The sequence below is a fragment of the Williamsia sp. R60 genome (genome assembly GCF_054063855.1).
The window spans coordinates 1305713-1328328 of record NZ_JBSSGR010000002.1 but is presented as its reverse complement, the minus strand read 5'-3'; the positions used below and the strand labels follow the sequence as shown (position 1 = coordinate 1328328).

Below are 22616 nucleotides of genomic sequence, written 5' to 3'. Positions count from 1 at the left end.
GTCACGCCTGTGTTGGTCGCCACATCGGTGAGGTTAGCGAAGAATTAAGAAACAGTCCAGTCTGTTTGTAAGTTGGCCATACAACTGAACAAGCCCACCTCCGGACCCGGGTATTGCTTTCCCGGCGGAGGTGGGCTCGGTCCAGAAGAACTAACGCGCCAGGACACCCTTGGCGACGTGAGTGATCTGTACTTCGTTGCTGCCTGCGTAGATCATCAGCGACTTCGCGTCACGGGCCAGTTGCTCGACCCGGTACTCGGCCATGTAGCCGTTGCCACCGAACAACTGGACGGCTTCCATCGCGACCTCGGTTGCCGTGCGTGATGAGTAGAGCTTCATCGCCGACGCCTCGGCGAGGTCGACCGGCTTGCCAGCCTGCGACCGTTCGAGGGCATGAAAGACCATGTTCTGCACATTTATCCGGGCGACCTCCATCTCGGCCAGCTTGAGCTGGATGAGCTGCAGATCGGCGATGGGTTTGCCCCACAGGGTGCGCTGCTTGGCGTATTCGACACAGAGTCGCTGACACTCGTTGATGATGCCGAGCGACAGCGAGGCGATACCGACCCGCTCGAGAACGAAACCGGCCTTGGCGCCCTCACCGCCGCCTTTGGCACCGACCTCCTCCGTCTCGCCGAGGAGTCGGTCCTTGTCGAGCTTCACGTTGTCGAAGAACAGTTCGCCCGTGGGCGACGACATGATGCCCATCTTCTTGAACGGCTTGCCCTGAGTGAAGCCCTCCATGCCCTTGTCGAGGACAAAGGTCAAGACCTTGCGCTGGCGCCGATCGACCGATGAATCGCCGTCGTCGAGCTTGGCGAAGACCACCGCGGTGTCCGCGAACGGACCGTTGGTGATGAATGTCTTCTGGCCGTTGAGGACGTAGTTGTCGCCGTCTCGCCGGACGGTGGTCTTCATGCCACCCAGTGCATCCGATCCCGAATCCGGCTCTGTGATCGCCCAGGCGCCCACCTTGTTCATGGTGACCAAGTCGGGCAGCCACCGCTTCTTCTGGGCGAGCGTGCCCTTGGATCGGATCGTCGACGGGGTTAGTCCGAGACTCACACCCATCGAGGCGACGATGCCCAGGCTCACGCCCGACAGTTCGATGTTGAGGATGGCGCCCATCGAAGTCATCCCCGGGCCGCCTCCCGAACCGGTCTTGGGCTCGGCTTCTCCGCGGGCCACCGCTTCATCCCTGGCGAACTCCTTCTCCAGGGCATCGGAGGCCATCGCATCCACGCCGAAGGTCTTGAGCAGGTTCCGGATGATGTCGTAGGGCGGGAGGACGCCCGTCTCGAGCTCATCGATGTGCGGACGGATCTCCTTGTCGATGAAGCCGCGCACGGCATCGCGCACCATCAAATCTTCTTCGGACCACTCGTACATGCAGATTCCCCTCGGATGTCGACGTTCTGGACCAACACTAGAATCCGAGATCACTTTTCGAGGCGGTTCACCGATTCCCGAATGCCCGGCCGCAGACGCCAGCGGCCACCGCGACGACGTATGCGGATCACATCTGCAGGCCGGACCTCGATGCTGAAGAAGTCCGCTCCGATCGCGGCCGCGACAATGCCCTGCGCGGTACCCCCGGCGACGACCACTGCGACATCGTCGCCGCCTCGGTTCTGCAGCCACTCAGCAAGGCGCCCAACAAAACCGACGACACTCTCGCCGCCATGCGGAGCGGCTGCCGGGTCGGTGAACCACTGACCGAGTTCGACGGGATCTACCTGATCGGGCCGCAGGCCGGCCCATCGACCCAGGTCCATGGCCCGCAGTGCCGGTTCCACGTCTGCGTCCCGCGCGCCCATCAACCTGGCCGTGTCGCGCGCAGAAACGTCCGGAGCAACAAAGACTTTCGCGCCCGAGTGCAGGCGCAGACCCGTCGCATCGGCTTGCCCGCGCGTGTCCAGCGGCTCGTCATGCGACCCGAAGGCCAACGTTGCATTCGGACCCGTTCGTGCAGCCACGACCACTGTGAGATCCAGTGGGGGTTGGCCCGTCATGTCGGGCGGGCTCCGCCTTCCGCCCCGTTGCGAGCACCTGCACCGGCCGTGCGGGCCGTCTGTTTGCCGATCCAGTTGAGCGCCAGCGCGAATCCGAGGCCGAGGACTGCCCACAAGATGACCTGATTGATCACCGAGTAGTACCGGAAGTCGCCGAGCAAATCGGCCGGAAACCCAGGGAACACCATCGACTGGCCGTCCATCAGCGGGCCCGGCACCTCGTCGAAACTCGGCAACAGAACCACGGTGACCGCGATCGCGGCCAAATACGCGACGCCCGCCACCACTGCCGCATACAGGCCACCGATCTTCGGCGCCAGCCAGAACGCCAAGACCGCTGCAGCGATCATGAAGCCCACCGACAGCAGCAGGATCGTCAGGTACGCGCCACTGCGAGACCCGATCGTGTCGTCACCACCCACAGCGGGCGGATTCGCGGGATACGCGCTGAAGGGAATGAGATACACCGCGACGAATCCGCAGACTGCGAGCAGAGCCGCCACCGTCCGCGGGTCGGTTGTCGGGTACCGCCGGCCGATGTAGGCCCACACAACCGTGAAGGCAACAGCGAAGAACGCCCCGATGATCAGGCCGAACACCACCGACCCCACACCGGCGCCGAAGTTCTGCTGCACAGTCCGGGAGAACAACTCGTGGTCGTGCGCGTGAGATCCGCCGGTCAGTTCGAGTTCGGCGTGCGACCGGCCTTCCTCATACCCGACGGCACGGTCGACAAGGGGCTCGATGTAGATCCGGGCGAAGACGAACGCGACGATTCCGGCGACCAGACCTGAGAGCAGTCCGGCGCCGATGAACTTCTTTTCCACCTGCTCGCCTGCTCAGTGGCAGGGGAAGCCGAGGAAGTGCCGCGCGTCGTGGATGTACTCGTGGACATGGGTGTCGCTGCCGAACACCGACACCGCGCCCTGGTCGAAGCCGAGGAAGTAGTAGGCGAGGGACGCGACCATGGTGGTGGCGGTCAGCCAGAGTGCGGCGTTCACAACCGACACATCCGGGACCGCGACGGCCAACGTGGGGGCATTCGAAACCGGTTGCGAGACCGAAGAACTCGACATTGATATCTCCTCTCGCGGGATGCGCGCCCCGCGTCGACCTGTTGGGTGTCGTGCCCCGGTCCCCTGACTTGCGGCTCCACCCGGTGGGTTGAGATCAGCTCACAGTGGCGCGACCGCTCCGGATTTGCACCGGATTTCCCGTTCGCACGACGTGCGCTGACTCTATTCCGCGGCGTTTTGCCCGGTCAACACCGACCTGCCGAATGATCTGGTGCCGACGATCCCGGGCACCGGTTCTGCCGCTCTGTCAGACCCGTCGTGGATCATGGAGCAATGGCCGCCCGCAAGTCCCCCACCTCGGTATCCGGCGTGCCCAGCGCACAGCAGGTGCTCGGCCGCTTCACAGCGCCGACCCGTACGTGGTTCGACGCGGCCTTCCCGGCACCCACATCAGCACAGCTCGGGGCATGGAACTCCATCGCGGACGGCCAGAACACCCTGGTCGTCGCCCCCACCGGGTCGGGCAAGACGCTCTCGGCATTCTTGTGGGCACTCGATCGTCTCGGCGCCGACCCGCTTCCCGACGGCGCCAAGGCCGCCGGCACGCGCGTTCTCTACGTGTCGCCGCTGAAGGCTCTTGCCGTCGATGTCGAGCGCAACCTACGCGCGCCTCTGATCGGGATCACCCGGGCCGCGCAGGAGCTGAACCTGCCCGTCCCCCAGATCACGGTAGGTGTGCGATCGGGCGACACCCCGGCCGCACAGCGCCGTCAATTGCTCCGCACCCCGCCCGACATCCTGATCACCACCCCCGAATCCCTCTTCTTGATGCTCACGTCGTCTGCGCGCGACACGCTCACCTCGGTTCAGACGGTCATCGTCGACGAGGTGCACGCCGTGGCGGGCACCAAGCGGGGCACACATCTGGCGTTGTCGCTCGAACGTCTCGACGCCTTGCTGGAGAACCCGGCACAGCGCATCGGGTTGTCGGCAACCGTCCGGCCACCCGAACGTGTCGCGGGATTCCTCTCCGGCAGCCGGCCCTACACGATCGTGCAGCCGCCGGCGTCCAAGACGTTCGACCTCTCGGTCGACGTCCCTGTCGCGGACATGACCAACATCCCGGTGATCGCCGGCAACGAAGAGATCGACGACGAGGCCTCCGCTCCGGCGGCCGGATCGCTGTGGCCCTTTGTGGAGAGCTCGATCGTCGACCTCATCGAGAAGAACCGGTCGACCATCGTCTTCACCAACTCCCGTCGCCTGGCCGAGCAGCTCACGGCCCGCCTCAACGAGGTCCATGCCACCCGGCTCGGGCAGGCACCGGAGCCCGCATCCAATCCGCGGGTGCCCGGCGGTGCGCCGGCTCAGGTGATGGGCAGTGGCGCCAGTAAAGGTGCCGAGCCCCTGCTCGCGCGCGCCCACCACGGATCGGTGAGCAAAGAGGTACGCGGACAGATCGAGGACGACCTCAAGTCCGGCCGCCTGCGGTGTGTGGTGGCCACGAGCAGTCTGGAACTCGGCATCGACATGGGTGCTGTCGATCTGGTCATCCAGGTGGAGGCCCCACCGTCGGTGGCCAGCGGGTTGCAACGCATCGGTCGTGCCGGGCACCAGGTGGGCGAGATCAGTCAGGGTGTGCTGTTCCCCAAGCACCGCACCGATCTGCTGCGGTGTGCTGTGGCGGTCGAGCGGATGACCGACGGACTCATCGAAGAACTGGTCGTTCCGGCCAATCCGCTCGACGTACTGGCGCAGCAGACCGTCGCGGTGTGCGCAACGGGAAGCATCGACGTCGACGAGTGGTACCACATCGTCCGGCGCAGTGCGCCTTACGCCACCCTGCCCCGTCCGGTCTACGACGCCACGCTCGATCTGCTGTCCGGCCGTTACCCGTCCGACGAGTTCGCCGAACTCCGACCGCGAGTGGTCTGGGACCGCGCCAAGGGCACGATCACCGGACGTCCCGGTGCACAGCGTCTGGCGGTCACCTCTGGCGGCGCGATCCCGGACCGCGGCCTGTTCGCCGTCTACATGGTGGGCGAAAAGCAAACGCGGGTGGGCGAACTGGACGAGGAGATGGTCTACGAGTCCCGGGTGGGCGACGTCTTCGCCCTGGGCGCGACCAGCTGGCGGATCGAGGAGATCACGCACGACCGGGTGCTGGTCACCCCGGCGTACGGCCAGGCGGGCCGGCTGCCGTTCTGGCACGGTGACAGCATCGGCCGACCCGCCGAACTCGGGGCCGCCATCGGTAAATTCGTCGGCGAACTCAGCAGCACGGACAAGATGGCCGACCACGCCGAACGCCTCGGACTGAACGCGTTCGCCCGAGACAATCTGGCCCAGCTCATCTCCGAACAGCAGGCGGCCACCGGCCACCTGCCCACCGACCGCACGTTGTTGGTCGAACGCTTCCGCGACGAGCTCGGCGACTGGCGGGTGATCCTGCACTCCCCTTATGGCCTGAGGGTTCACGCGCCGTGGGCCAGTGCCGTCACCGCACGACTGCAGCAGGACTACGGCATCGACGGGGCGGTCTCGGCCGCCGACGACGGGATCATCGTCAGGCTCCCCGACACCGACGACCAGCCTCCCGGTGCGTCGCTGTTCAGCTTCGAGCCCGACGAGATCGAGCAGATCGTCACCGAACAGCTGGGCGGCTCGGCCATGTTCGCGTCACGGTTCCGCGAATGCGCTGCCCGGGCACTGCTGTTGCCACGGCGCAACCCCGGCAAGCGTGCGCCGCTGTGGCAGCAGCGTCAGCGCAGTGCTCAATTGCTGGATGTGGCAAGGAAATACCCGCAGTTCCCCATCATCCTCGAGGCGTTCCGCGAATGTCTGCAGGACGTGTATGACCTGCCGGCCCTTGTCGACATGCTCACCCGCATCCAGAATCGGCGCCTGCGGGTCATCGAGGTCGAGACCGAGACGCCGTCTCCGATGGCCTCCTCGTTGCTGTTCGGCTACGTGGGCGCCTTCATGTACGCCGACGACGCGCCGCTCGCCGAGCGTCGCGCCGCCACCCTGTCCCTCGACACCGCGCTGCTGGCGCAGCTGCTCGGGCGTGTCGACCTGCGAGAGTTGCTCGACCAGAACGTCATCGCCGACACCGAGGCCAAGCTCCAACGCCTGCACCCGGATCGGCAGGCGAAAGACGCCGAAGGCATCGCCGACCTCTTGCGCTGGCTCGGTCCACTCACCGCAGATGCCGTGGCGCTTCGCTACTCCGGCGACGATTCACGCGAGCTGCTCACCGAGCTGGTCGGCGCCGGCCGGGCCATCGAGGTCCCCCGCGGCGGAGACGTCGTGTGGTTCGCTGCCGCCGAAGACGCCAGCCGGTTGCGGGACGGGCTCGGGATCCCGCCACCGCAGGGCCTTCCGATGGCGTTCCTCGACCCGGTCGACGACCCGCTCGGCGACCTCGTCGGCCGGTTCGCGCGCACCCATGGTCCGTTTGTCGCAGCCGATGTCGCGGAGGCGCTGGGACTGGGCATCGCTGTTGTCCGCGACACCCTGGTTCGGCTGGCCGGCCAGCGACGAGTTGTCGAAGGCGACTTCCGGCCGGAACCTGCCGGCACCCTGCGCAGCGGCGAGCAGTGGTGCAACACCGAGGTCCTGTCCAGCTTGCGCCGGGCCTCGCTCGCGGCGAGCCGGGCGGAGATAGCTCCCGTCAGTCACCAGACCTACGCGCGATTCGTCACCGGCTGGCAGCACGTCACCGACCGCACGCGTCTGCGCGGCATCGACGGGGTGTCTGCGGTGATCGACCAGTTGGCCGGGGTTCCCATCCCCGCGTCGGCGTGGGAGTCACTGATCCTGCCCGCCCGGGTGTCCGACTACCGGCCCGACATGCTCGACGAGCTCACCGCGGGCGGCGAGGTGCTGTGGGCCGGGCACGGACGGTTGTCCGGATCCGACGGCTGGATCAGTCTGCACCCCGCCGATCTCGCCGAGGACAGTCTGCCCGCACCCACCGAGATCGACATGGGCGATCTGCATCAGCGAGTGTTGGACCAACTCGCTCCGGGCGGCGCCTTCTTCTTCCGTCAGCTGAGCGACTCGCTGTCCGTCGACGGTGTGGCGCCGCTGGGGTCGGACCTCGAGATGGCCTTGTGGGACCTGGCGTGGGCGGGTCGCATCAGCAACGACACGTTCTCACCGGTGCGCGCCCTCCTCGGACCGGGCCGCAAACCCGGAGCCGTCCGGGGCGTACCGGCCCACCGCGGGCGGCGCAGATTCGCGCGCACTCCCCGTACTGCGCCGATGTCGATGACGGGGCGATGGTTTGTCCTGCCCCCGCCGCTGGGCGACCCCACGTTGGCCATCGCCGCGCAGTGCTCGACGCTGCTGGACCGCTATGGCGTCGTCACCAAGGGAGCGGTGATGACCGAGGGCGTCGAAGGGGGCTTCTCTCGTGTCTACAAGGCCCTCACCGGGTTCGAAGACAGCGGTAAGGTGCGACGCGGCTACTACATCGACGGACTCGGCGGTGCGCAGTTCGCCGCCACCACCACCGTCGACCGACTACGCGACGAGGTGGAGACCATCGGTCAGTCCGCCATCGCCCTCGCCGCCACCGACCCGGCCAATCCGTACGGTTCCGCACTGGGCTGGCCGCCTCAAAAAGAAGGCCACCGCCCCGGCCGCAAACCGGGTGCGCTGGTGGTGCTGGTAGACGGCGACCTCGTGCTGTTCGTCGAACGCGGCGGAAAAACAGTGCTCACGTTCAGCGAGGACGCCGATACCCTCGCCGCAGCCACCTCCGCGCTGGCACGGGTGGTCATCCGAGGTCAGGTCGATCGGCTGTATGTGGAGAAGGTCAACGGAGAACCTGTGCTGACCGGTGACCTCGCCGAGCATCTCCGGGAAAGCGGCTTCTCGGCCACGCCTCGCGGTCTGCGACTGCGCCGCACCGGATGACAACTCGCATACGGAAGTGGCCGGTGATGCACATGCTGCCGGGTCGGGCGTTTTAGGCTGTACCCGGGCCGGGACGCACCACTGAAGGATGACCATGACGCAACAGGCAACGACAACTGCAGCGGCGACGCTCAGTTCGGAGCTGCCCGCCTGGCAGCAGGCTCGCCGCCTGCGGATCATCAAGGCTGCCAATGCCGCCCTCAAAGAGCAGGAGTACGAGCAGATCCAGATCCGCGACGTGGCCAATGGAGCCGGCGTCGCGTTGGGCACGCTCTACCGGTACTTCTCGTCCAAAGAGCATCTCTACGCCGCGGTACTGCTCGATTGGGCGGCACCCGCCTATGCCAGGTCGGGCGAGGAATTGTCCGAGCACCAGATCCGCGCGAAGATGAATGCCGTCATCTCCTCGTTCGAGCGACGACCGCACTTCTTCAAGGTGCACGTCATCTTGCAGTCCAGTGCCGACCCCAACGCCAAGGCCTTGCTCGCCCAATTCTTCGAGGTCTGCCAGCACACATTGGCCGACGACTTCGCGCGGCTGGGTCCCGAGGCAGCCAAGGATGCGGCGATCATGCTGTGGTCGATCATCAACACCGTGCTCACCGGGACGGTGTACAACGAGGGATCCATGGACGACGTCTATCGACTGTGCAACCGCTTCATCGACTTCCTGTTCGGCGCACCCATCGACCCCTCCCTTGAAAACTAGATTCAAGTTCTAGTACGTTGGCCGGAAGACTTCCACCTTCCGATCTGACGCGCAGGAGTATCCATGGGTTTTCGGGGCGATGCCGCAGTGGTCGGTTTCCAAGAGCTTGCGCCGCAAAAGGTCTCGACTCGTACGCCGCGCTTCACCTTGGAGCAGTGGGCGACGCTGGGAGCGGCCGCGATCGCTGATGCTGGCCTCACTGGTGTCGAGATCGACGGGATCGTCACCTCCACCCTGCTCGAGTCCGAGATGTTCGTAACGTCCACGATCGCCGAATACCTGGGTGCGCGAATCAATTTCGCGGAGACCGTCGACCTCGGCGGCGCGTCGGCCGCCGCCATGGTCTGGCGCGCTGCCGCCGCCGTGGAACTGGGTATCTGCCAGGCTGTTCTGTGTGTGATCCCCGCTGACTACGGAGTGCCGTACAACGAGAAGAAACCGCTTCCCGACAGTCTGACCGACATCCTGCTCTACGGTTCGTCGTCGAACCGGTTCGGTTCACCGCAGGCCGAGTTCGACATCCCGTTCGGCAATCTGGGTCAGAACGGCCCGTACGGCCAGATCGCGCAGCTGTATCGATCGGTGTACGGCTACGACGAGCGGGCGATGGCCAAGATCGTGGTGGATCAGCGCGTCAACGCCAACAACACTCCCGATGCGGTGTTCCACGACAAGCCGCTGACCATCGAGGATGTTCTGGCGAGCCCGATGATCGCCGACCCGTTGCGGCGCCTCGAGATCGTCATGCCCTGTTCGGGAGGCGCCGCGGTTCTGGTGACGTCGGCCGACCTGGCCCGTCGGAGCAAGAACCGCCCGGTGTGGATCAAAGGTTTCGGCGAACACGTCGCGTACAAGACACCGACGTATGCCGAGGACCTCCTGGAGAGTCCGATCGCGCGTGCTGCCGAAACGGCGTTCGACATGAGCAGGCTCGACCGCTCCGACATGGACATGGTGTCGATCTACGACTGCTACACGATCACCGTGTTGATGAGCCTGGAAGACGCGGGATTCTGCGACAAGGGCAAGGGCATGGAGTTCGTGAACTCGCACGACCTTACGTTCCGGGGCGACTTTCCGCTCAACACCGCGGGAGGACAACTGGGTTTCGGTCAGGCCGGCCTGGCGGGCGGGATGCACCACGTATGCGATGCGACGCGACAGATCATGGGTCGTGCGGGTGCGGCCCAGGTGCCCGACTGCAACCGGGCTTTCGTCTCCGGCAACGGCGGCGTGATGGGCGAACAGACCACACTCGTACTGCAGGGCGACTAGGAAGCGATGACCTCATGACGTTCGCCAAGCCGATGCCGGTGAAAACCCCTGTCAGCGCCCCTTTTTGGGACGCACTCTCCGAACACAGGATCCGGATCCAGTACTCGCCCTCGTTGGGTCGTCACGTGTTCTATCCTCGGATCTTGGCGCCGGGGACGTTGGCCGACGATCTCGAGTGGAGAGAGATCTCCGGGCTGGGAAAGCTGTACACGTTCACCATCGCGCGTAAACCGGTGTCTCCGCACTTCGCCGACTCCGTGCCGCAGCTGCTCGCCGTGGTGCAGTGGGACGAGGGACCGCGGGTATCCACCGAGTTGGTCAACGTCGACCCCTCAGAAATCCACATCGGCATGCGGGTCAAGCCGGTGTTCTTCGACTACCCCGATGACGACGTCACCTTGTTGCGGTACGAGCCGGCCGACTGACGTCGTGCCGGCGGGCGGTCAGTCCGGGACCGGCACGGGTTCCAGCAGTTCGGCGCGCGACTCCGGCGCAGCTGCACGCAGGGCATCGGCGGATTCATCATCGGGTTGCCGCTGCGATGCCACCTCCGCCTCGACACGCGCGAGATAGGTCTGCACCTCGAAGTCGATACGTTCACTGTCCCAATCAAGCAGCGGCGCAACGAGATCGGCAACCTCGCGCGCGCTCTTCACACCGCGGTCCGGATATTCGATCGCAATCCGTGTCCGCCGGGCCAGCACGTCTTCGAGGTGCAGTGCGGCTTCGCTGACCACGGCGTAGACCACTTCGACACGCAGATACTGGGGCGCCGCAGCCAAGGGTTCGAGAAGGCTCGAGTCCTTCTTGGCGTAGGCCAACACCTCATCGATCATCGAGCCGTAGCGGTTCAGCAAGCGACGGATGCGGTAGGGATGCAACCCGAATCGCTGCCCGAGCTGATCGCACTGGTTGATCAGGGCGTGGTACCCCTCGGCCCCGACCAGCGGGACCTTGTCGGTGACCGACGGGGCCACCCGCACCGGGATGAAGTCGGTGATCGCGTCCACCGCGTCGGCGGCCATCACCCGGTAAGTGGTGTACTTCCCGCCGGCGATGGCGACGAGGCCGGGCGCGACCTCGGCCACCGCGTGCTCGCGAGACAGCTTCGACGTCTCGTCGCTCTCGCCCGCCAGTAGCGGTCGCAGGCCCGCGTAGACGCCTTCGATGTCGTCGTGGGTCAACGGCGTGACCAGCACCTCGTTCACCTTCTGCAGGATGTAGTCGATGTCTGCGCGGGTTGCGGCCGGGTGTGCGAGGTCGAGATTCCAGTCGGTGTCGGTGGTCCCGATGATCCAGTGCGTCTCCCAGGGGATGACAAACAGTACCGACGTGGCGGTGCGCAGGATGATGGCCGATTCACTGACGATGCGGTCCCGTGGGACGACGATGTGGACGCCCTTGGACGCGCGGACCCGAAACCTCCCGCGCTGCTTCGACAGAGCCTGGATCTCGTCGGTCCAGACACCGGAGGCATTGATGACGCAGTGACTGCGAATGTCGGCGGTCTCACCGGTCTCGGTGTCGCGCACGCGGACTCCGCTAACCCGGTCGGCCTCCCGCAGGAAACCCGTGACCTGGGTGGAGGTTCGGATGACGGCGCCGTAGTGCGATGCGGTGCGGGCCACCGTCAGGGTATGACGTGCGTCGTCGACCACGGTGTCGTAGTACGTGATTCCACCGGTGAGCGAGTTGCGTTTGAGCGCAGGCGCAATCCGCAGTGCGCCCGACCGTGACACGTGACGTTGTCCCGGAACGGATTTGGCTCCACCGAGTGAGTCGTACAGGAACAGGCCGGCGGCCACGTACGGCCGTTCCCAAACCCGGTGGCTCAGTGGATACAGGAACGGAAGGGGCTTCACCAGGTGCGGCGCCAGCGTGCTCAGCGACAGCTCACGCTCATGGAGCGCTTCGCGAACCAGACCGAACTCGAGCTGCTCGAGGTACCGCAAACCACCGTGGAACATCTTCGATGAGCGGCTCGATGTTCCCGATGCGATGTCGCGGGCTTCGACGAGGGCCACACGCAGACCCCGGGTTGCGGCGTCGAGCGCAGTGCCCACACCGACGATGCCACCACCGACCACCACCACGTCGAACAGCTCTGTGGACAGCCGATGCCAGGAGTTCTCCCGGTATCGAGGGCCCAGGTCGGACGGTCGATCGGGGTCGAATGCCGCTGCGCTCATCGCTATCTCCTCTGGTCACGGGTCGATCACCTGCCGCCGCGAACTCCGAAGCGGGCGAACCGACCGGACTACCGACGACAACGCTACCCGCTGGTAACCGGTCCGCCACCGCAAGTGGACCGGCCGTGTCCAAGTCGACAATCTGCGCGGATGGTCATGCGAAACTCGTTCCTGTGAGCAACAGCACCGGTTACATCGCTTCCATCGATCAGGGCACCACGTCCACCCGCTGCATGATCTTCGACCACGCCGGCCGAGTGGTCAGTTCTGAACAGATCGAGCATCAGCAGATCTTCCCGAAGTCCGGTTGGGTGGAACATGACGGTGCGGAGATCTGGCGCAACGCCCGGAGGGTGACCGCGGCCGCGATGGCCGCCGAAGATCTGTCCACCGCAGACATCCATGCCGTGGGCATCACCAATCAGCGTGAGACCACGCTGCTGTGGGATCGCGCGACCGGTGAGCCGATCTACAACGCCATCGTGTGGCAGGACACCAGGACTGCGGCACTCTGCGAGGAACTCGGCGGCGAACACGGTGCCGCCCGATATCAGGAGCGCACCGGCCTCCCCCTGTCCACCTACTTCGCCGGGCCGAAGATCCGCTGGATTCTCGACAACGTCGATGACGCCCGCGAGCGTGCCGAGGCCGGTGAATTATGTTTCGGCACAATGGATACCTGGCTGGTCTGGAACATGACCGGAGGTCCCGACGGAGGTCGACACCTGACCGATGTGACCAATGCGTCGCGGACCATGCTGATGGACATCGAGACGTTGCAGTGGGATGAGGAGATCTGTGCCGAGATGCAAATCCCGATGAGTCTTTTGCCGGAGATCAGCAGTTCGTCGCAGGTGTACGGACGGGTACGCGAGCGTGGGGCCCTCGCCGACGTGCCGATCGCGGGCATCTTGGGTGATCAGCAGGCGGCGACGTTCGGTCAGGCGTGCCTGGAGCCCGGCGAAGCGAAAAACACTTACGGCACAGGCAACTTCCTCCTCCTCAACACCGGTGGGGAGGTCGTCCGCAGCAGCCACGGATTGCTCACCACCGTGTGCTACAAGATCGGCGACAAGCGACCCGTGTACGCCCTGGAGGGCTCGATTGCCGTCACGGGTTCGCTGGTGCAGTGGCTGCGGGACAATCTCGGATTGATCGGCGCCGCAAGTGAAATCGAGACGGTGGCCAAGACCGTGGAGGACAACGGCGGCACCTACTTCGTGCCCGCCTTCTCCGGCTTGTTCGCGCCGCGTTGGCGGCCCGATGCCCGGGGCGTGATCGTGGGTTTGACCAGGTTCGTGAACAAGGGCCACATCGCGCGGGCGGCCCTGGAGGCCACGGCGTTTCAGACCCGTGAGGTGATCGAGGCGATGCAGGCCGATTCCGGTGTCGAGCTGTCGACCCTGAAGGTGGACGGCGGCATGGTGGTCAACGAACTGCTCATGCAATTCCAGTCGGACATCCTCGGGGTTCCCGTGGTACGCCCGGTTGTCAGCGAGACCACGGCTCTCGGTGCGGCGTACGCGGCCGGGCTGGCTGTGGGCTACTGGGGCACTGAGCAGGACATTCGCGACAACTGGATGCAAGACAAATCCTGGGAACCGTCCATGGCAGCAGAGGACCGGGATAAGCGATTCGCCGAGTGGAACAAAGCAGTCGAGCGTAGCTACGACCTGGCCTGACCTCAGGTCCTGTCGGGGGTGTCAGGGCCGTCGGGGTCGTTCGCGTTGGGGCTTCCGGCTTCCGGATTCGTACCTGGTGCAGACACCGCGTCCGAGCCTGTCTCGCCCGGCCTTGCCCAGTCGCCCAGGACAGGTGGTCCGACCAGCGGAAGGCGCCCGATGATCTCCTCGGCGTTCTCGCGGGTGTGCAGGTAGGAAGGTGCGCGGTGTTCGCCTTCTTTGTCTCTGCCTGCGCCGCGTCCGGCTGCGCCCGGCGGGATCATCGGCGACCCACCACGAGTCGACGTGGTCGGGCCGGATCCCGGCATGGGCCCGCCACCGGCGGTTGGCGTCGCGAGGGGTGTAACTGGGCGTGCGGCAAGCGATTTCGGGTCGGCACCGGCGCCGGCCCCGCCTGCACCGTTTGCTCCGAGTCCTCCGCCGCCGCGTGCTGCGGTCCCAGCCCCTCCACCTGATCCTGCGCCCGCGGTCCCCGGCCGGGTTCGAGCAGAGGTCGTCGCAGCGCCGGTCGCGCCGGCCCCGTTTGCTTGTCCGGCAATCGGTGACCCGAAAGCCCCGTTGAGCGGGCCGGGTGTTGATCCGCCGGCGTGTGCAGGCTCGGTTTGGCCCACGTCACCGAGTGAGAGCGGTTTGTCTTCTACCGGGTCGCCGCGGAAGGTCTCTTGTCCACCTGTGGGGCCCCCGGGACCGGCGGGTCCTGCTGCGCCCGCCGTGTTGTTGGCGCCGCCGACCCCTCCGAGTAGCCCTGAGTTGTCGCCGCTGCCCGAACTGCTGCCGTTGAGGCCGGCTGGATGGGTGTTGATCGGTTGGAAGTCAGCGCCCAGCTGTGGCAGTGGTACTCCGGTGTATTCGGGTAGCGAGCCGTTGGCGCCGATGACCGGGTTGCTGTAGATGTCGGTCATCGTGGTGGCCAGTTCGGATTGTTGCAGTACCTGCCGAGCAACGCTGGCGGCGTTGCCGCTGTACTGGGCGTCGAGGTCTGCGACGCTGCCTTGTGTCTGCGACAAGATTTTTGAGATGGCCGAGATCTGGTCTGCTATCTGCATTCCCACCGATGCAGAGTCGTCCATATGACGAATCGCATCCATCGTCGCGTGCCGCGAGCCGGTGACCGACTCACCGTGGAACTCCCCTTCGGGATACAGCCGTCCTAGCGTGGCGTAGTAGGTGTCCGACGCTGCCCTGATCCTCGCCGCGATCAACCTGATTGCTTCAGCGTCTGCTTCCGCCGAACTCGGCGCCATGGTCGCGCACACCGACCGCATCTCGTCGATCGCATGCCCGAACCAGTCCGTCTGCCCAATTGGCTTAGGCGGCATGAACTCCCCCGATTCACCTAGTCAGTGCCCTCCCCGACACCTCGCTGACATGGAGTCTAAGGCAGGCTCCGCTACTCGTAGCCTGCCCTGCCGACCTCAGTTAGGGATCTTGTCGATATATGCGCGCGTGAAGTCCAAAACCATCTGACACGCGTCCATTGTTCGCGCCTCGGGCTCAGTCGACGTAAGGATGTTCGTTACCACACCCGCTGAATATGACTGCACGTACGTCGAACATGTCCCGCCGTGGTCTTTCAATCCGAAAACACCGACCGTTCGACCTCCAATGACGACGTCAGGCCGCCAGTCAAGTTCTGGCGTGTGCCGTTTATAGATGTCCAACGACGCCGAATTGGCGACCACCTGGCCGAACCCAAATGCTTGCGGCATGAACCAGTGACAACCCCGCGTTCCCTGGCCATCCACCTGTGCGGCGTCCTCTACAACTGTGTAATCGATATTGAACTTTTCCAAATCAGCCGCTGCAAACGCCGTACAAGGTTCGTAAGGAGTTCCGTCGTTCGCGGCATTCGTCCTGTTAGGGAACCTACTTTCGAAAGGTAGGGGGGTCTGCGTTTCCGCAGCGCCATCCACCTGTCCCTGCTCACCAGCTGGCACCGCACGGGTTGACGAATCATCAACCGCGCATCCGGACGCCAATCCGACGATGACTAAGCCAATTGCAATGAAGCGAATCAACGGACCAGGTCGTTCGAGTTCTGGTCATCAACAGATTGGAGAGCATCTCGCGAACTTCGGCATACCGCGGCGTGGCTTCTCAGGTACTTCGCCTCAGCATCGATCGCTTGAACGAACGAGCTATTGCCCCCATGAACAATGGCTCGTAGGTTCTCGAGAAGTCCATTACCCTCTTCGCACTGCCCTGCCCAGTTTTGGACGAGGACAGCACGAAGGAGTGATTGTTGCTCCTCCAAAACCGTCGCGAACGCCTCACCTGCTCTAGCTAGTTCTTCCCACTGCGCATCGGTGAACTTCACTTCGTCTGTCACAGATCACTCCCCCGTTAGACCCCTCGCTCGGGGTTAGACGTTAACCGGTCCTCGCTGGTTCCGTCCGATCCGTCCGAGTTTGGTGGCTGCACCGCCGTGTTCGGCTGGCGTTCCCGTTTTGGCTGTAGCCAGGCCGTCGACCCCTTGGCCATCTAGTGGCCGGCGCCCGTGCGACCCGCACGAGTACGCATACCAACGACTGGGCGACATCCAGCGCCAGTCGCACCCGTCGTAAACCAAACCCGGTCGCGGTTAGTGCTCCGGTTGTTCGACAGGTTTCTCGCAATCCGCGTCAGCGACGTCTAGCTCTGGGTTCGCAATCGACTCGGTCAGGTTGTGTTGCTGGAGCTGCATGCGTTCTTCGCGTTCGTTGAGTGCCGCTTGGCGTTCGGCAATGACGTTTTGCCATGCCGTTTCGATGGTGTGGTCGGTGTGGTGGGCCCGGTTGATCCGCGGTTGTTGGTCGGGGTCGATGTACTTCGGTGGGATCCACGCCACCCGGCCCGTATCGGGGCCGTCGGTGACCATCACCGTCTGCCACTGATCCTCGCCGGGCCCGATCATGTTGTGGTGAGGCGGACACGCGGGCGCTAGCACGTCGATGTCGGTGTGTCCGCCGTCGGCCCATGCGGTGGTGTGATGGATTTCGGTCCAGGAGATCGGGTTACGACAACCCGGACTGGTGCAGCCTCGGTCTTTGGCGAACAACGCCATCCGCTGGCCTTGTTGGGCGGTGCGTTTGGCGCGGGCGAAGTAGAGGACGTCGGCGGAGTGGTTGGCGAACACTGCCAACGACCAATCCGCCCGCGCCGCGAGTGCGACAGCGTCCTTTACCGGCATATCAACGCCGGAGGCGGTGTGGGCGATGCCTGCGGCCTCATCAAGCTGTTGTTTGGTCATGGTGATGATGACCTGCACCGGCAGGCCACGGTGTGAAGTGCCGACTAGTTTGTACTCGAGAACGGTCTTGAGGATCGCTTTGAAAGCATCGTGCTGACGTTGCGCACGGGAACGGGTGTCGCGGCCGGCCGCAGCTTCGATGATCGCCGCATCCATGGTCGGGTCGTCGACGGCACCGGTGGGTGAGTTGGGGTCGTCGGGATTGTTCATACCCGGTGCGGCCCATACATCCATCACCGTTCGAAACAATGCCAACGTCGCCGGGTCGAGATTGCCACTGATTTTGGCCATCATGTCCAACCCTTGCGCACCGTCAGATAGGCCCCGGTTGCGTTTGCGGTCGGCGTCGTCGGTGAATGATCCGTCCGGATCGACTCGAGCCAGGACTTCTCGCCCACACACTTCGAGCTCAGTCGGAGTCAATGTGTGGGCGTTGTCGGTCAGCCAGGCATCGACCACGTCATACACTTCCGGCGCTGATTTGTGCGGAATGCGATCGCGGACTTTGAGCATCACATCCATGTGCGCCAACCCAATCGCACCCTCGGCGAACGCTTCCGCAGCGGCTGGACATTTCGGGGGCAACGGCTGCCCCTGCATCGACAACAACACACCAGCAGCATCAAGTGCTTTCAACCGCGAGGAGGCATCTCCACGAGACACCCGCAGTTCACTCATCACAAACCGGTGCAACGTCGAATGACCAGCCTTACGGAACAGGCCTCGATCATTCACCTCCTGCAACCGCTTGAGGCCCTGAAACGTCAGTGCCCGAACAACTCTCTCGTTCACCCGCACCAACTCAGCAACCTGCACATCATCAACATCAGTTGCTGACGTAGCAGCAATCCGCTGCAGCACCGCATCAAGATCGCGATACAACCCCACCAACACCGGCATTGGCGGTGGATCCACCGTCACCGAATCACTCATCGAAAAGCCCCCCAGCCTGTCGAACGCTTAGGGCAATTCTATCAGCGGAACTCGATTTTGTCGAACACCTGTTCGACTACTGGGTAGGTTGCACCGCCTCATACGCGGCCGCCAACCGCCGCACCCCTTCGGCCAGTTGATCAGGAGGAAGCGTGGCGAAACTCAGTCTGAGACAGTCCCCGAAGTCGGCGTCCACAGCAAACGCGGCGCCGGGGACAAAGGCCACGCCGGCATCAACCGCAGCAGGCAATAATTCCGTCGTGTCGATTCCGGGCAGTCGAACCCAGCAGAACATGCCCCCCTCAGGAGCCGTGAACTGAGCCGCCTCGCCAAACGTCCGCTGCAGCGATTCGGTCAAAGCAGTTGCCCGAGAGGAATACTCGGAGCAAACATCAGCGATGTGTCCGGAGAACCACTCTCGGTCGGCCAGCAGATCCGCGACCATCAACTGACTGAACGTCGACCCACACAGATCAGCCCCCTGGCGTAGTCGCTCCACCAATGCGACCAGCTCGGGCGGGCCGCTCATCCATCCCACCCGCAGTGCAGGCGCAAGAACTTTGGACGCAGTACCGAGCAGGACCACCCGATCACTGTGCGCAGCAATCGGTCTCACCTCCGCGCCCGAGAAGCGGAGTTTGCCGTACGGATCGTCTTCCACCACCACGAAGCCGAACTCGTCGGCCAGCCGGGCCAACTCCACCCGACGATCCTCAGACGCGCTCACACCGCCAGGATTGTGGAAGTTACTGACAGTGTGGACTATTCGGGGGCGCTCACCCTCTTGCAGCCACTCCCTGAGCAAGTCGACATCAATTCCGCTCGGCGTGATGGGCAGGGCACGAACCCGCGCCCGCACCGACTGGAACACCTGAAGAGCTCCCACGTAGACAGGGTCGTCCACGATGACCAGATCACCTGGATTGACCAGCGCGTGCGCCAGCAAGAACAACGCCTGTTGCGACCCGTGCGTCAGCAACACCCGCCCAGGGTCGTCGGTGCCGGTGTATTCGGCGACAACCTCGCGACACGACGACACACCGGCGCTCGCGGTGTACTGCAGGGCGGTCGGGTCCGCGATGATCCGGGCGGCCGACTCCGCGATCCGTTGCGCGGGAATGAGTTCCGTTGCCGGAAGCCCGCCCGCCATGCTCAGCACATTCGGCTGTTCGGTGAGCTTGAGCAGGTCACGGATCGCCGACCCGCGCACGTTGGCGAGTGCGTGCGACGCTGCGTACCGAGGACTGAGGACAACCATTCGATTCACTCCAACACATTCTGAAAAGTACGAGGACACAGAAGGTGATGAGTGTGGTCACCGAGCAGGGCACGTCAGGTCAGCGCCCACACCGTACGTTAGCGGGCGTGACCGATATGTGAAACCGGTTTCTCAGCCAGTGAGACTGGCTAGTCGAGGTCGTCGTGTCGAACCAACTGGCGCGCCGCCTCGGTCACCGATCCGGACAACGACGGGTACACCGAGAACGTGGCAGCCAGGTCACTGACCATCAGCTTGTTCTGCACCGCCAGCGCGATCGGTAAGATCAACTCCGACGCGTTCGGGGCCACCACCACGCCACCGATCACCACACCCGTCGCGGGTCGGCAGAAGATCTTCACGAAACCGCGCCGCAACCCGCTCATCTTCGCTCGCGGGTTGGTGGCCAACGGCAGCATCACGGTGCGGGCCGGGTACTCCCCCGAGTCGATCGCCTGCTGGCTCACCCCGACGGTCGCGATCTCCGGGCGCGTGAAGATGGCCGAGGCCACGGTCTTGAGCTTGATGGGCGTGACGCCCTCACCGAGTGCGTGGTACATCGCGATTCGGCCCTGCATGGCGGCGACAGACGCCAGCGGCAACAGACCCGTGCAGTCGCCGGCCGCATAGATTCCGGGCACGCCGGTCCGCGAGACCCGGTCCACCTGGAGATAGCCGCCTTTGGCGAGTTCGAGCCCGACGGCCTCGAGGCCGAGGTGGTCGGTGTTGGGGACCGAGCCCACCGTCATCAAGCAGTGCGATCCCTCCACCGTCCGGCCGTCGGACAAGATCACCTTGATCCCGTCGGCCGTGCGTTCGACCTTGTCGGCGCGCGCGTGCTTGACCAGCTTCACGCCGCGTTCGGCCAACACGTCCTCGAGCACAAGAGCAGCGTCCTCGTCTTCGCCGGGCAACACACGGTCGCGGCTGGACACCATCGTGACGGGAACGCCCAGCTCGGTATAGGCGTGGACGAACTCGGCACCGGTGACACCCGAACCGACCACCACGAGGTGCTCCGGGAATTCGTTCAGGTCGTACATCTGGCGCCAGGTGAGAATGCGTTCACCGTCGGGCTGCGCGTCGGGCAGCACCCGCGGCGACGCGCCGGTTGCGATCAACACCACATCGGCGTCCAGGACTTCCTGGGCGCCGTCGGATCCGTCCGGGTTGATCGTTGTCGCGATCACGCGGTGCCGGCCTCGTCCCGACTCCTGCTCTCCGAGCTTCGCGCGGCCCGCGATGATCCGGACGCCCTCGGTCAGCAGCCGCGACCGGATGTCGGACGACTGCGCGAATGCGAGGTCACGCACCCGCTGGTGGATCTGCGGCAGCGACACGAGTGCGCCGTCGTAACGAAGGTTGATGCCCAGGTCGACGGCCCGGCGGACCTCGGTGCGGATACCGGCGGACGCGATGAAGGTCTTCGACGGAACACAGTCCCAGAGCACGCAGGCACCACCGATGCCGTCGCTGTCGACCACAGTGATGTCGGCCCCGTAGCTGGCGGCGGCAAGCGCCGACTCGTAGCCGGCGGGTCCGCCGCCGATGATCACGATCTTGGTCAATTCAGCTCAACTCCCTGAAGATGTCGGGTGCCCCGAGCGGCGGGCTGCCACGTAACGAATCTAGTCGATCTGCAGTCCTGCTTTCCCGATGGGCGGATGACCATCTAGGCTCCTCCCCGTGCCCATCTACGCCGCATACGGCTCGAACATGCACCCCGAGCAGATGCTGGAGCGTGCTCCCCACTCGCCGATGGCGGGTACCGGATGGCTGACGGGCTGGCGGCTCACCTTCGGCGGCGGCGACATCGGCTGGGAAGGCGCGCTGGCAACAGTCACCGAAGACCGCGACAACCCCGACGCTCGCGTGTTCGTGGTGCTCTACGACGTGACCGAGGACGACGAGTCGAGCCTTGACCGGTGGGAAGGCTCCGAACTCGGCATACACCGCAAGATCCGGGCACGTGTCGACACCGCCGACGGCCCCGTGCTGGCATGGCTGTACGTCCTCGACGCCTTCGAAGGCGGCCTGCCCTCCGCCCGCTACCTGGGCGTGATGGCCGAAGCCGCCGAAATTGCGGGCGCGCCAAGCGATTACGTTCACCAGCTGCGACTTCGTGAGTCCCGCAACGTGGGTCCAGGACCCGAGTAGAGACGACCGGGGCCCGCGACGTCAGCGCATGGTCTGGCCGGCGGCGAGTACCACTCCGGCCAGTGCCCGTACGCCGATGGCCAGGGCCCGCTCGTCGAGATCGAAGTTCGGCTGGTGCAGATCTGTCTGCGGCCCGTGCCCGCTCCAGACCCCTAGTCGGGCCATGGCGCCCGGAACGTTCTCCAGGTACCACGAAAAGTCTTCGCCACCACCGGATTGTGCGGTCTCGGCCAACGCCTCGGGACCGATGTTCATCACCGATTGCCGCATCATTTCAGTGGACATCGGGTCGTTGACCACCGGGGGAACACCGCGTTTGTAGACCAGGTCGTACCGCACGCTGAGCGGAGCGAGTAGTCCCGAGATGATCTCGCGCACCATCGGCTCCAGCAACGCCCACGTCGCGTGGTCGCCGGTGCGAACGGTGCCGCGCAACCGGCCTTCCTGCGGTATCGCGTTCGGCGCGTCGCCGGCATGCGCCGACCCCCACACCATCACCGTGCTGGTTCGTGGGTCGATACGCCGCGACAGCACGCCCGGCAGGCCGGTGATCACGGTTCCCATCGCGTAGACGAGGTCGGCGGTCAGGTGTGGGCGCGAGGTGTGCCCGCCCGGCGAATGCAACACCAGCTCGACGTGGTCGGCCGCCGACGTGATGGCCCCTGGCCGCAATCCGACCTTGCCCACTTCGAGCTTGGGGTCGCAGTGCAGGGCAAAGAACTGGCTGACGCCCCGGGTGACACCGGCAGCGACCGCATCCACCGCTCCGCCGGGCATCACCTCTTCGGCGGCCTGGAACACCAGCCGCACTCCGATCGGGAGATCGTCCATCGAGGCGAGCGCCTTGCCGACGCCCAGCAGGATGGCCGTGTGCCCGTCGTGACCGCAGGCATGAGACACACCCTCCACCGTGGAGGCGAACGGTTGCCCGGTGCGTTCGGCGATGGGAAGGGCGTCCATGTCCGCGCGGAGCCCCACCAGCGGGCCTGCCGGCCCGAGATCGCACACGACGCCGGTTCCCTGAGGCAGGATGCGCGGCGAGAGACCTGCGCTGGTCAACTCGTCGAACACCACCCGAGTGGTCCGCAATTCACCCCGGGACAGTTCGGGGTTGGTGTGGAAGTCACGACGCCACGCCACCAGCTGCGCACTGTTCTGCGCCAGCCAGCTGTCCAGTTCCTTGAGGAAACGCTCCGGATCCACTCTCTGCCCACTCATGTCGAATACACACTC

18 protein-coding genes and 1 riboswitch are annotated in these 22616 nt (G+C 64.9%); of the genes, 6 read left to right on the top strand and 12 right to left on the bottom strand.

The features are described 5' to 3' along the window. Positions 1-150: 150 nt before the first annotated feature. From ACVWY6_RS13075 to ACVWY6_RS13060, 4 genes are read right to left on the bottom strand one after another with little or no spacing between them, the layout of a single operon-like run. Positions 151-1389 carry an acyl-CoA dehydrogenase family protein gene (locus tag ACVWY6_RS13075; RefSeq protein WP_099381927.1) on the bottom strand — a complete coding sequence of 413 codons (1239 nt, stop codon included), beginning with the start codon at positions 1387-1389 and terminating at the stop codon, positions 151-153. 50 nt (positions 1390-1439) lie between these two features. Then, on the bottom strand, positions 1440-2012 hold the full coding sequence (locus tag ACVWY6_RS13070; RefSeq protein WP_457538456.1) for a histidine phosphatase family protein: 573 nt from the start codon (positions 2010-2012) through the stop codon (positions 1440-1442). Next, the gene (locus tag ACVWY6_RS13065; protein WP_457538454.1) at positions 2009-2839 is read right to left on the bottom strand and encodes a CbtA family protein; all 831 of its coding nucleotides are present in this window, start codon (positions 2837-2839) and stop codon (positions 2009-2011) included. Before ACVWY6_RS13065 ends, ACVWY6_RS13070 begins: the two co-directional genes overlap by 4 nt. A gap of 12 nt (positions 2840-2851) precedes the next feature. Next, positions 2852-3088: a CbtB domain-containing protein gene (locus ACVWY6_RS13060; RefSeq protein WP_023961645.1), complete on the bottom strand. Its 237-nt coding sequence runs from the start codon at positions 3086-3088 to the stop codon at positions 2852-2854. A gap of 40 nt (positions 3089-3128) precedes the next feature. After that, positions 3129-3257: riboswitch (cobalamin riboswitch) on the bottom strand. Positions 3258-3361: 104 nt separating this feature from the next. Between ACVWY6_RS13060 and ACVWY6_RS13055 the strand changes: the two genes are divergently transcribed. The 4 genes from ACVWY6_RS13055 (at position 3362) to ACVWY6_RS13040 (ending at position 10360) form a co-directional block, all read left to right on the top strand. Beyond that, positions 3362-7951, top strand: coding sequence for an ATP-dependent helicase (locus tag ACVWY6_RS13055; protein ID WP_457538452.1), 4590 nt, complete (start codon positions 3362-3364; stop codon positions 7949-7951). Positions 7952-8045: 94 nt separating this feature from the next. Continuing rightward, positions 8046-8660 carry a TetR/AcrR family transcriptional regulator gene (locus tag ACVWY6_RS13050; protein ID WP_030171295.1) on the top strand — a complete coding sequence of 205 codons (615 nt, stop codon included), beginning with the start codon at positions 8046-8048 and terminating at the stop codon, positions 8658-8660. A gap of 63 nt (positions 8661-8723) precedes the next feature. Beyond that, entirely contained in the window at positions 8724-9935 is a 1212-nt protein-coding gene (locus ACVWY6_RS13045) for a thiolase family protein (RefSeq protein ID WP_457538450.1), read from the top strand. 14 nt (positions 9936-9949) lie between these two features. Continuing rightward, positions 9950-10360 (top strand): Zn-ribbon domain-containing OB-fold protein, encoded by a 411-nt coding sequence (locus tag ACVWY6_RS13040; protein ID WP_457538448.1) that lies wholly within the window; start codon positions 9950-9952, stop codon positions 10358-10360. A gap of 18 nt (positions 10361-10378) precedes the next feature. Here ACVWY6_RS13040 and glpD read toward each other — a convergent pair whose 3' ends face one another. Then, positions 10379-12124 carry a glycerol-3-phosphate dehydrogenase gene (gene glpD / locus ACVWY6_RS13035; RefSeq protein WP_023961656.1) on the bottom strand — a complete coding sequence of 582 codons (1746 nt, stop codon included), beginning with the start codon at positions 12122-12124 and terminating at the stop codon, positions 10379-10381. A 194-nt stretch (positions 12125-12318) separates the two neighbouring features. On the opposite strand from glpD, the gene glpK reads away from it, so the two are divergent. Then, a complete protein-coding gene (gene glpK, locus ACVWY6_RS13030; protein ID WP_457538624.1) occupies positions 12319-13806 on the top strand; it encodes a glycerol kinase GlpK in 1488 nt (495 codons plus the stop codon). 2 nt (positions 13807-13808) lie between these two features. Here glpK and ACVWY6_RS13025 read toward each other — a convergent pair whose 3' ends face one another. The 6 genes from ACVWY6_RS13025 to ACVWY6_RS13000 form a co-directional block, all read right to left on the bottom strand. Further along, positions 13809-15125 (bottom strand): hypothetical protein, encoded by a 1317-nt coding sequence (locus ACVWY6_RS13025; RefSeq protein WP_457538446.1) that lies wholly within the window; start codon positions 15123-15125, stop codon positions 13809-13811. Positions 15126-15221: 96 nt separating this feature from the next. Then, a complete protein-coding gene (locus ACVWY6_RS13020; protein ID WP_457538622.1) occupies positions 15222-15785 on the bottom strand; it encodes a DUF3558 family protein in 564 nt (187 codons plus the stop codon). 35 nt (positions 15786-15820) lie between these two features. Further along, entirely contained in the window at positions 15821-16135 is a 315-nt protein-coding gene (locus ACVWY6_RS13015) for a hypothetical protein (protein ID WP_457538444.1), read from the bottom strand. Between the two features lie 252 nt (positions 16136-16387). Then, a complete protein-coding gene (locus tag ACVWY6_RS13010) occupies positions 16388-17968 on the bottom strand; it encodes a DUF222 domain-containing protein (RefSeq protein WP_457538442.1) in 1581 nt (526 codons plus the stop codon). 76 nt (positions 17969-18044) lie between these two features. Then, positions 18045-19226, bottom strand: coding sequence for an aminotransferase-like domain-containing protein (locus ACVWY6_RS13005; protein WP_457538440.1), 1182 nt, complete (start codon positions 19224-19226; stop codon positions 18045-18047). Between the two features lie 149 nt (positions 19227-19375). Further along, positions 19376-20794 (bottom strand): NAD(P)H-quinone dehydrogenase, encoded by a 1419-nt coding sequence (locus tag ACVWY6_RS13000; RefSeq protein WP_457538438.1) that lies wholly within the window; start codon positions 20792-20794, stop codon positions 19376-19378. Positions 20795-20912: 118 nt separating this feature from the next. On the opposite strand from ACVWY6_RS13000, the gene ACVWY6_RS12995 reads away from it, so the two are divergent. After that, on the top strand, positions 20913-21383 hold the full coding sequence (locus ACVWY6_RS12995; RefSeq protein WP_023962161.1) for a gamma-glutamylcyclotransferase: 471 nt from the start codon (positions 20913-20915) through the stop codon (positions 21381-21383). 21 nt (positions 21384-21404) lie between these two features. Here the strand turns inward: ACVWY6_RS12995 and ACVWY6_RS12990 are convergent, their stop codons facing one another. After that, the gene (locus ACVWY6_RS12990) at positions 21405-22601 is read right to left on the bottom strand and encodes an amidohydrolase (protein WP_051406681.1); all 1197 of its coding nucleotides are present in this window, start codon (positions 22599-22601) and stop codon (positions 21405-21407) included. Positions 22602-22616: the final 15 nt, after the last annotated feature.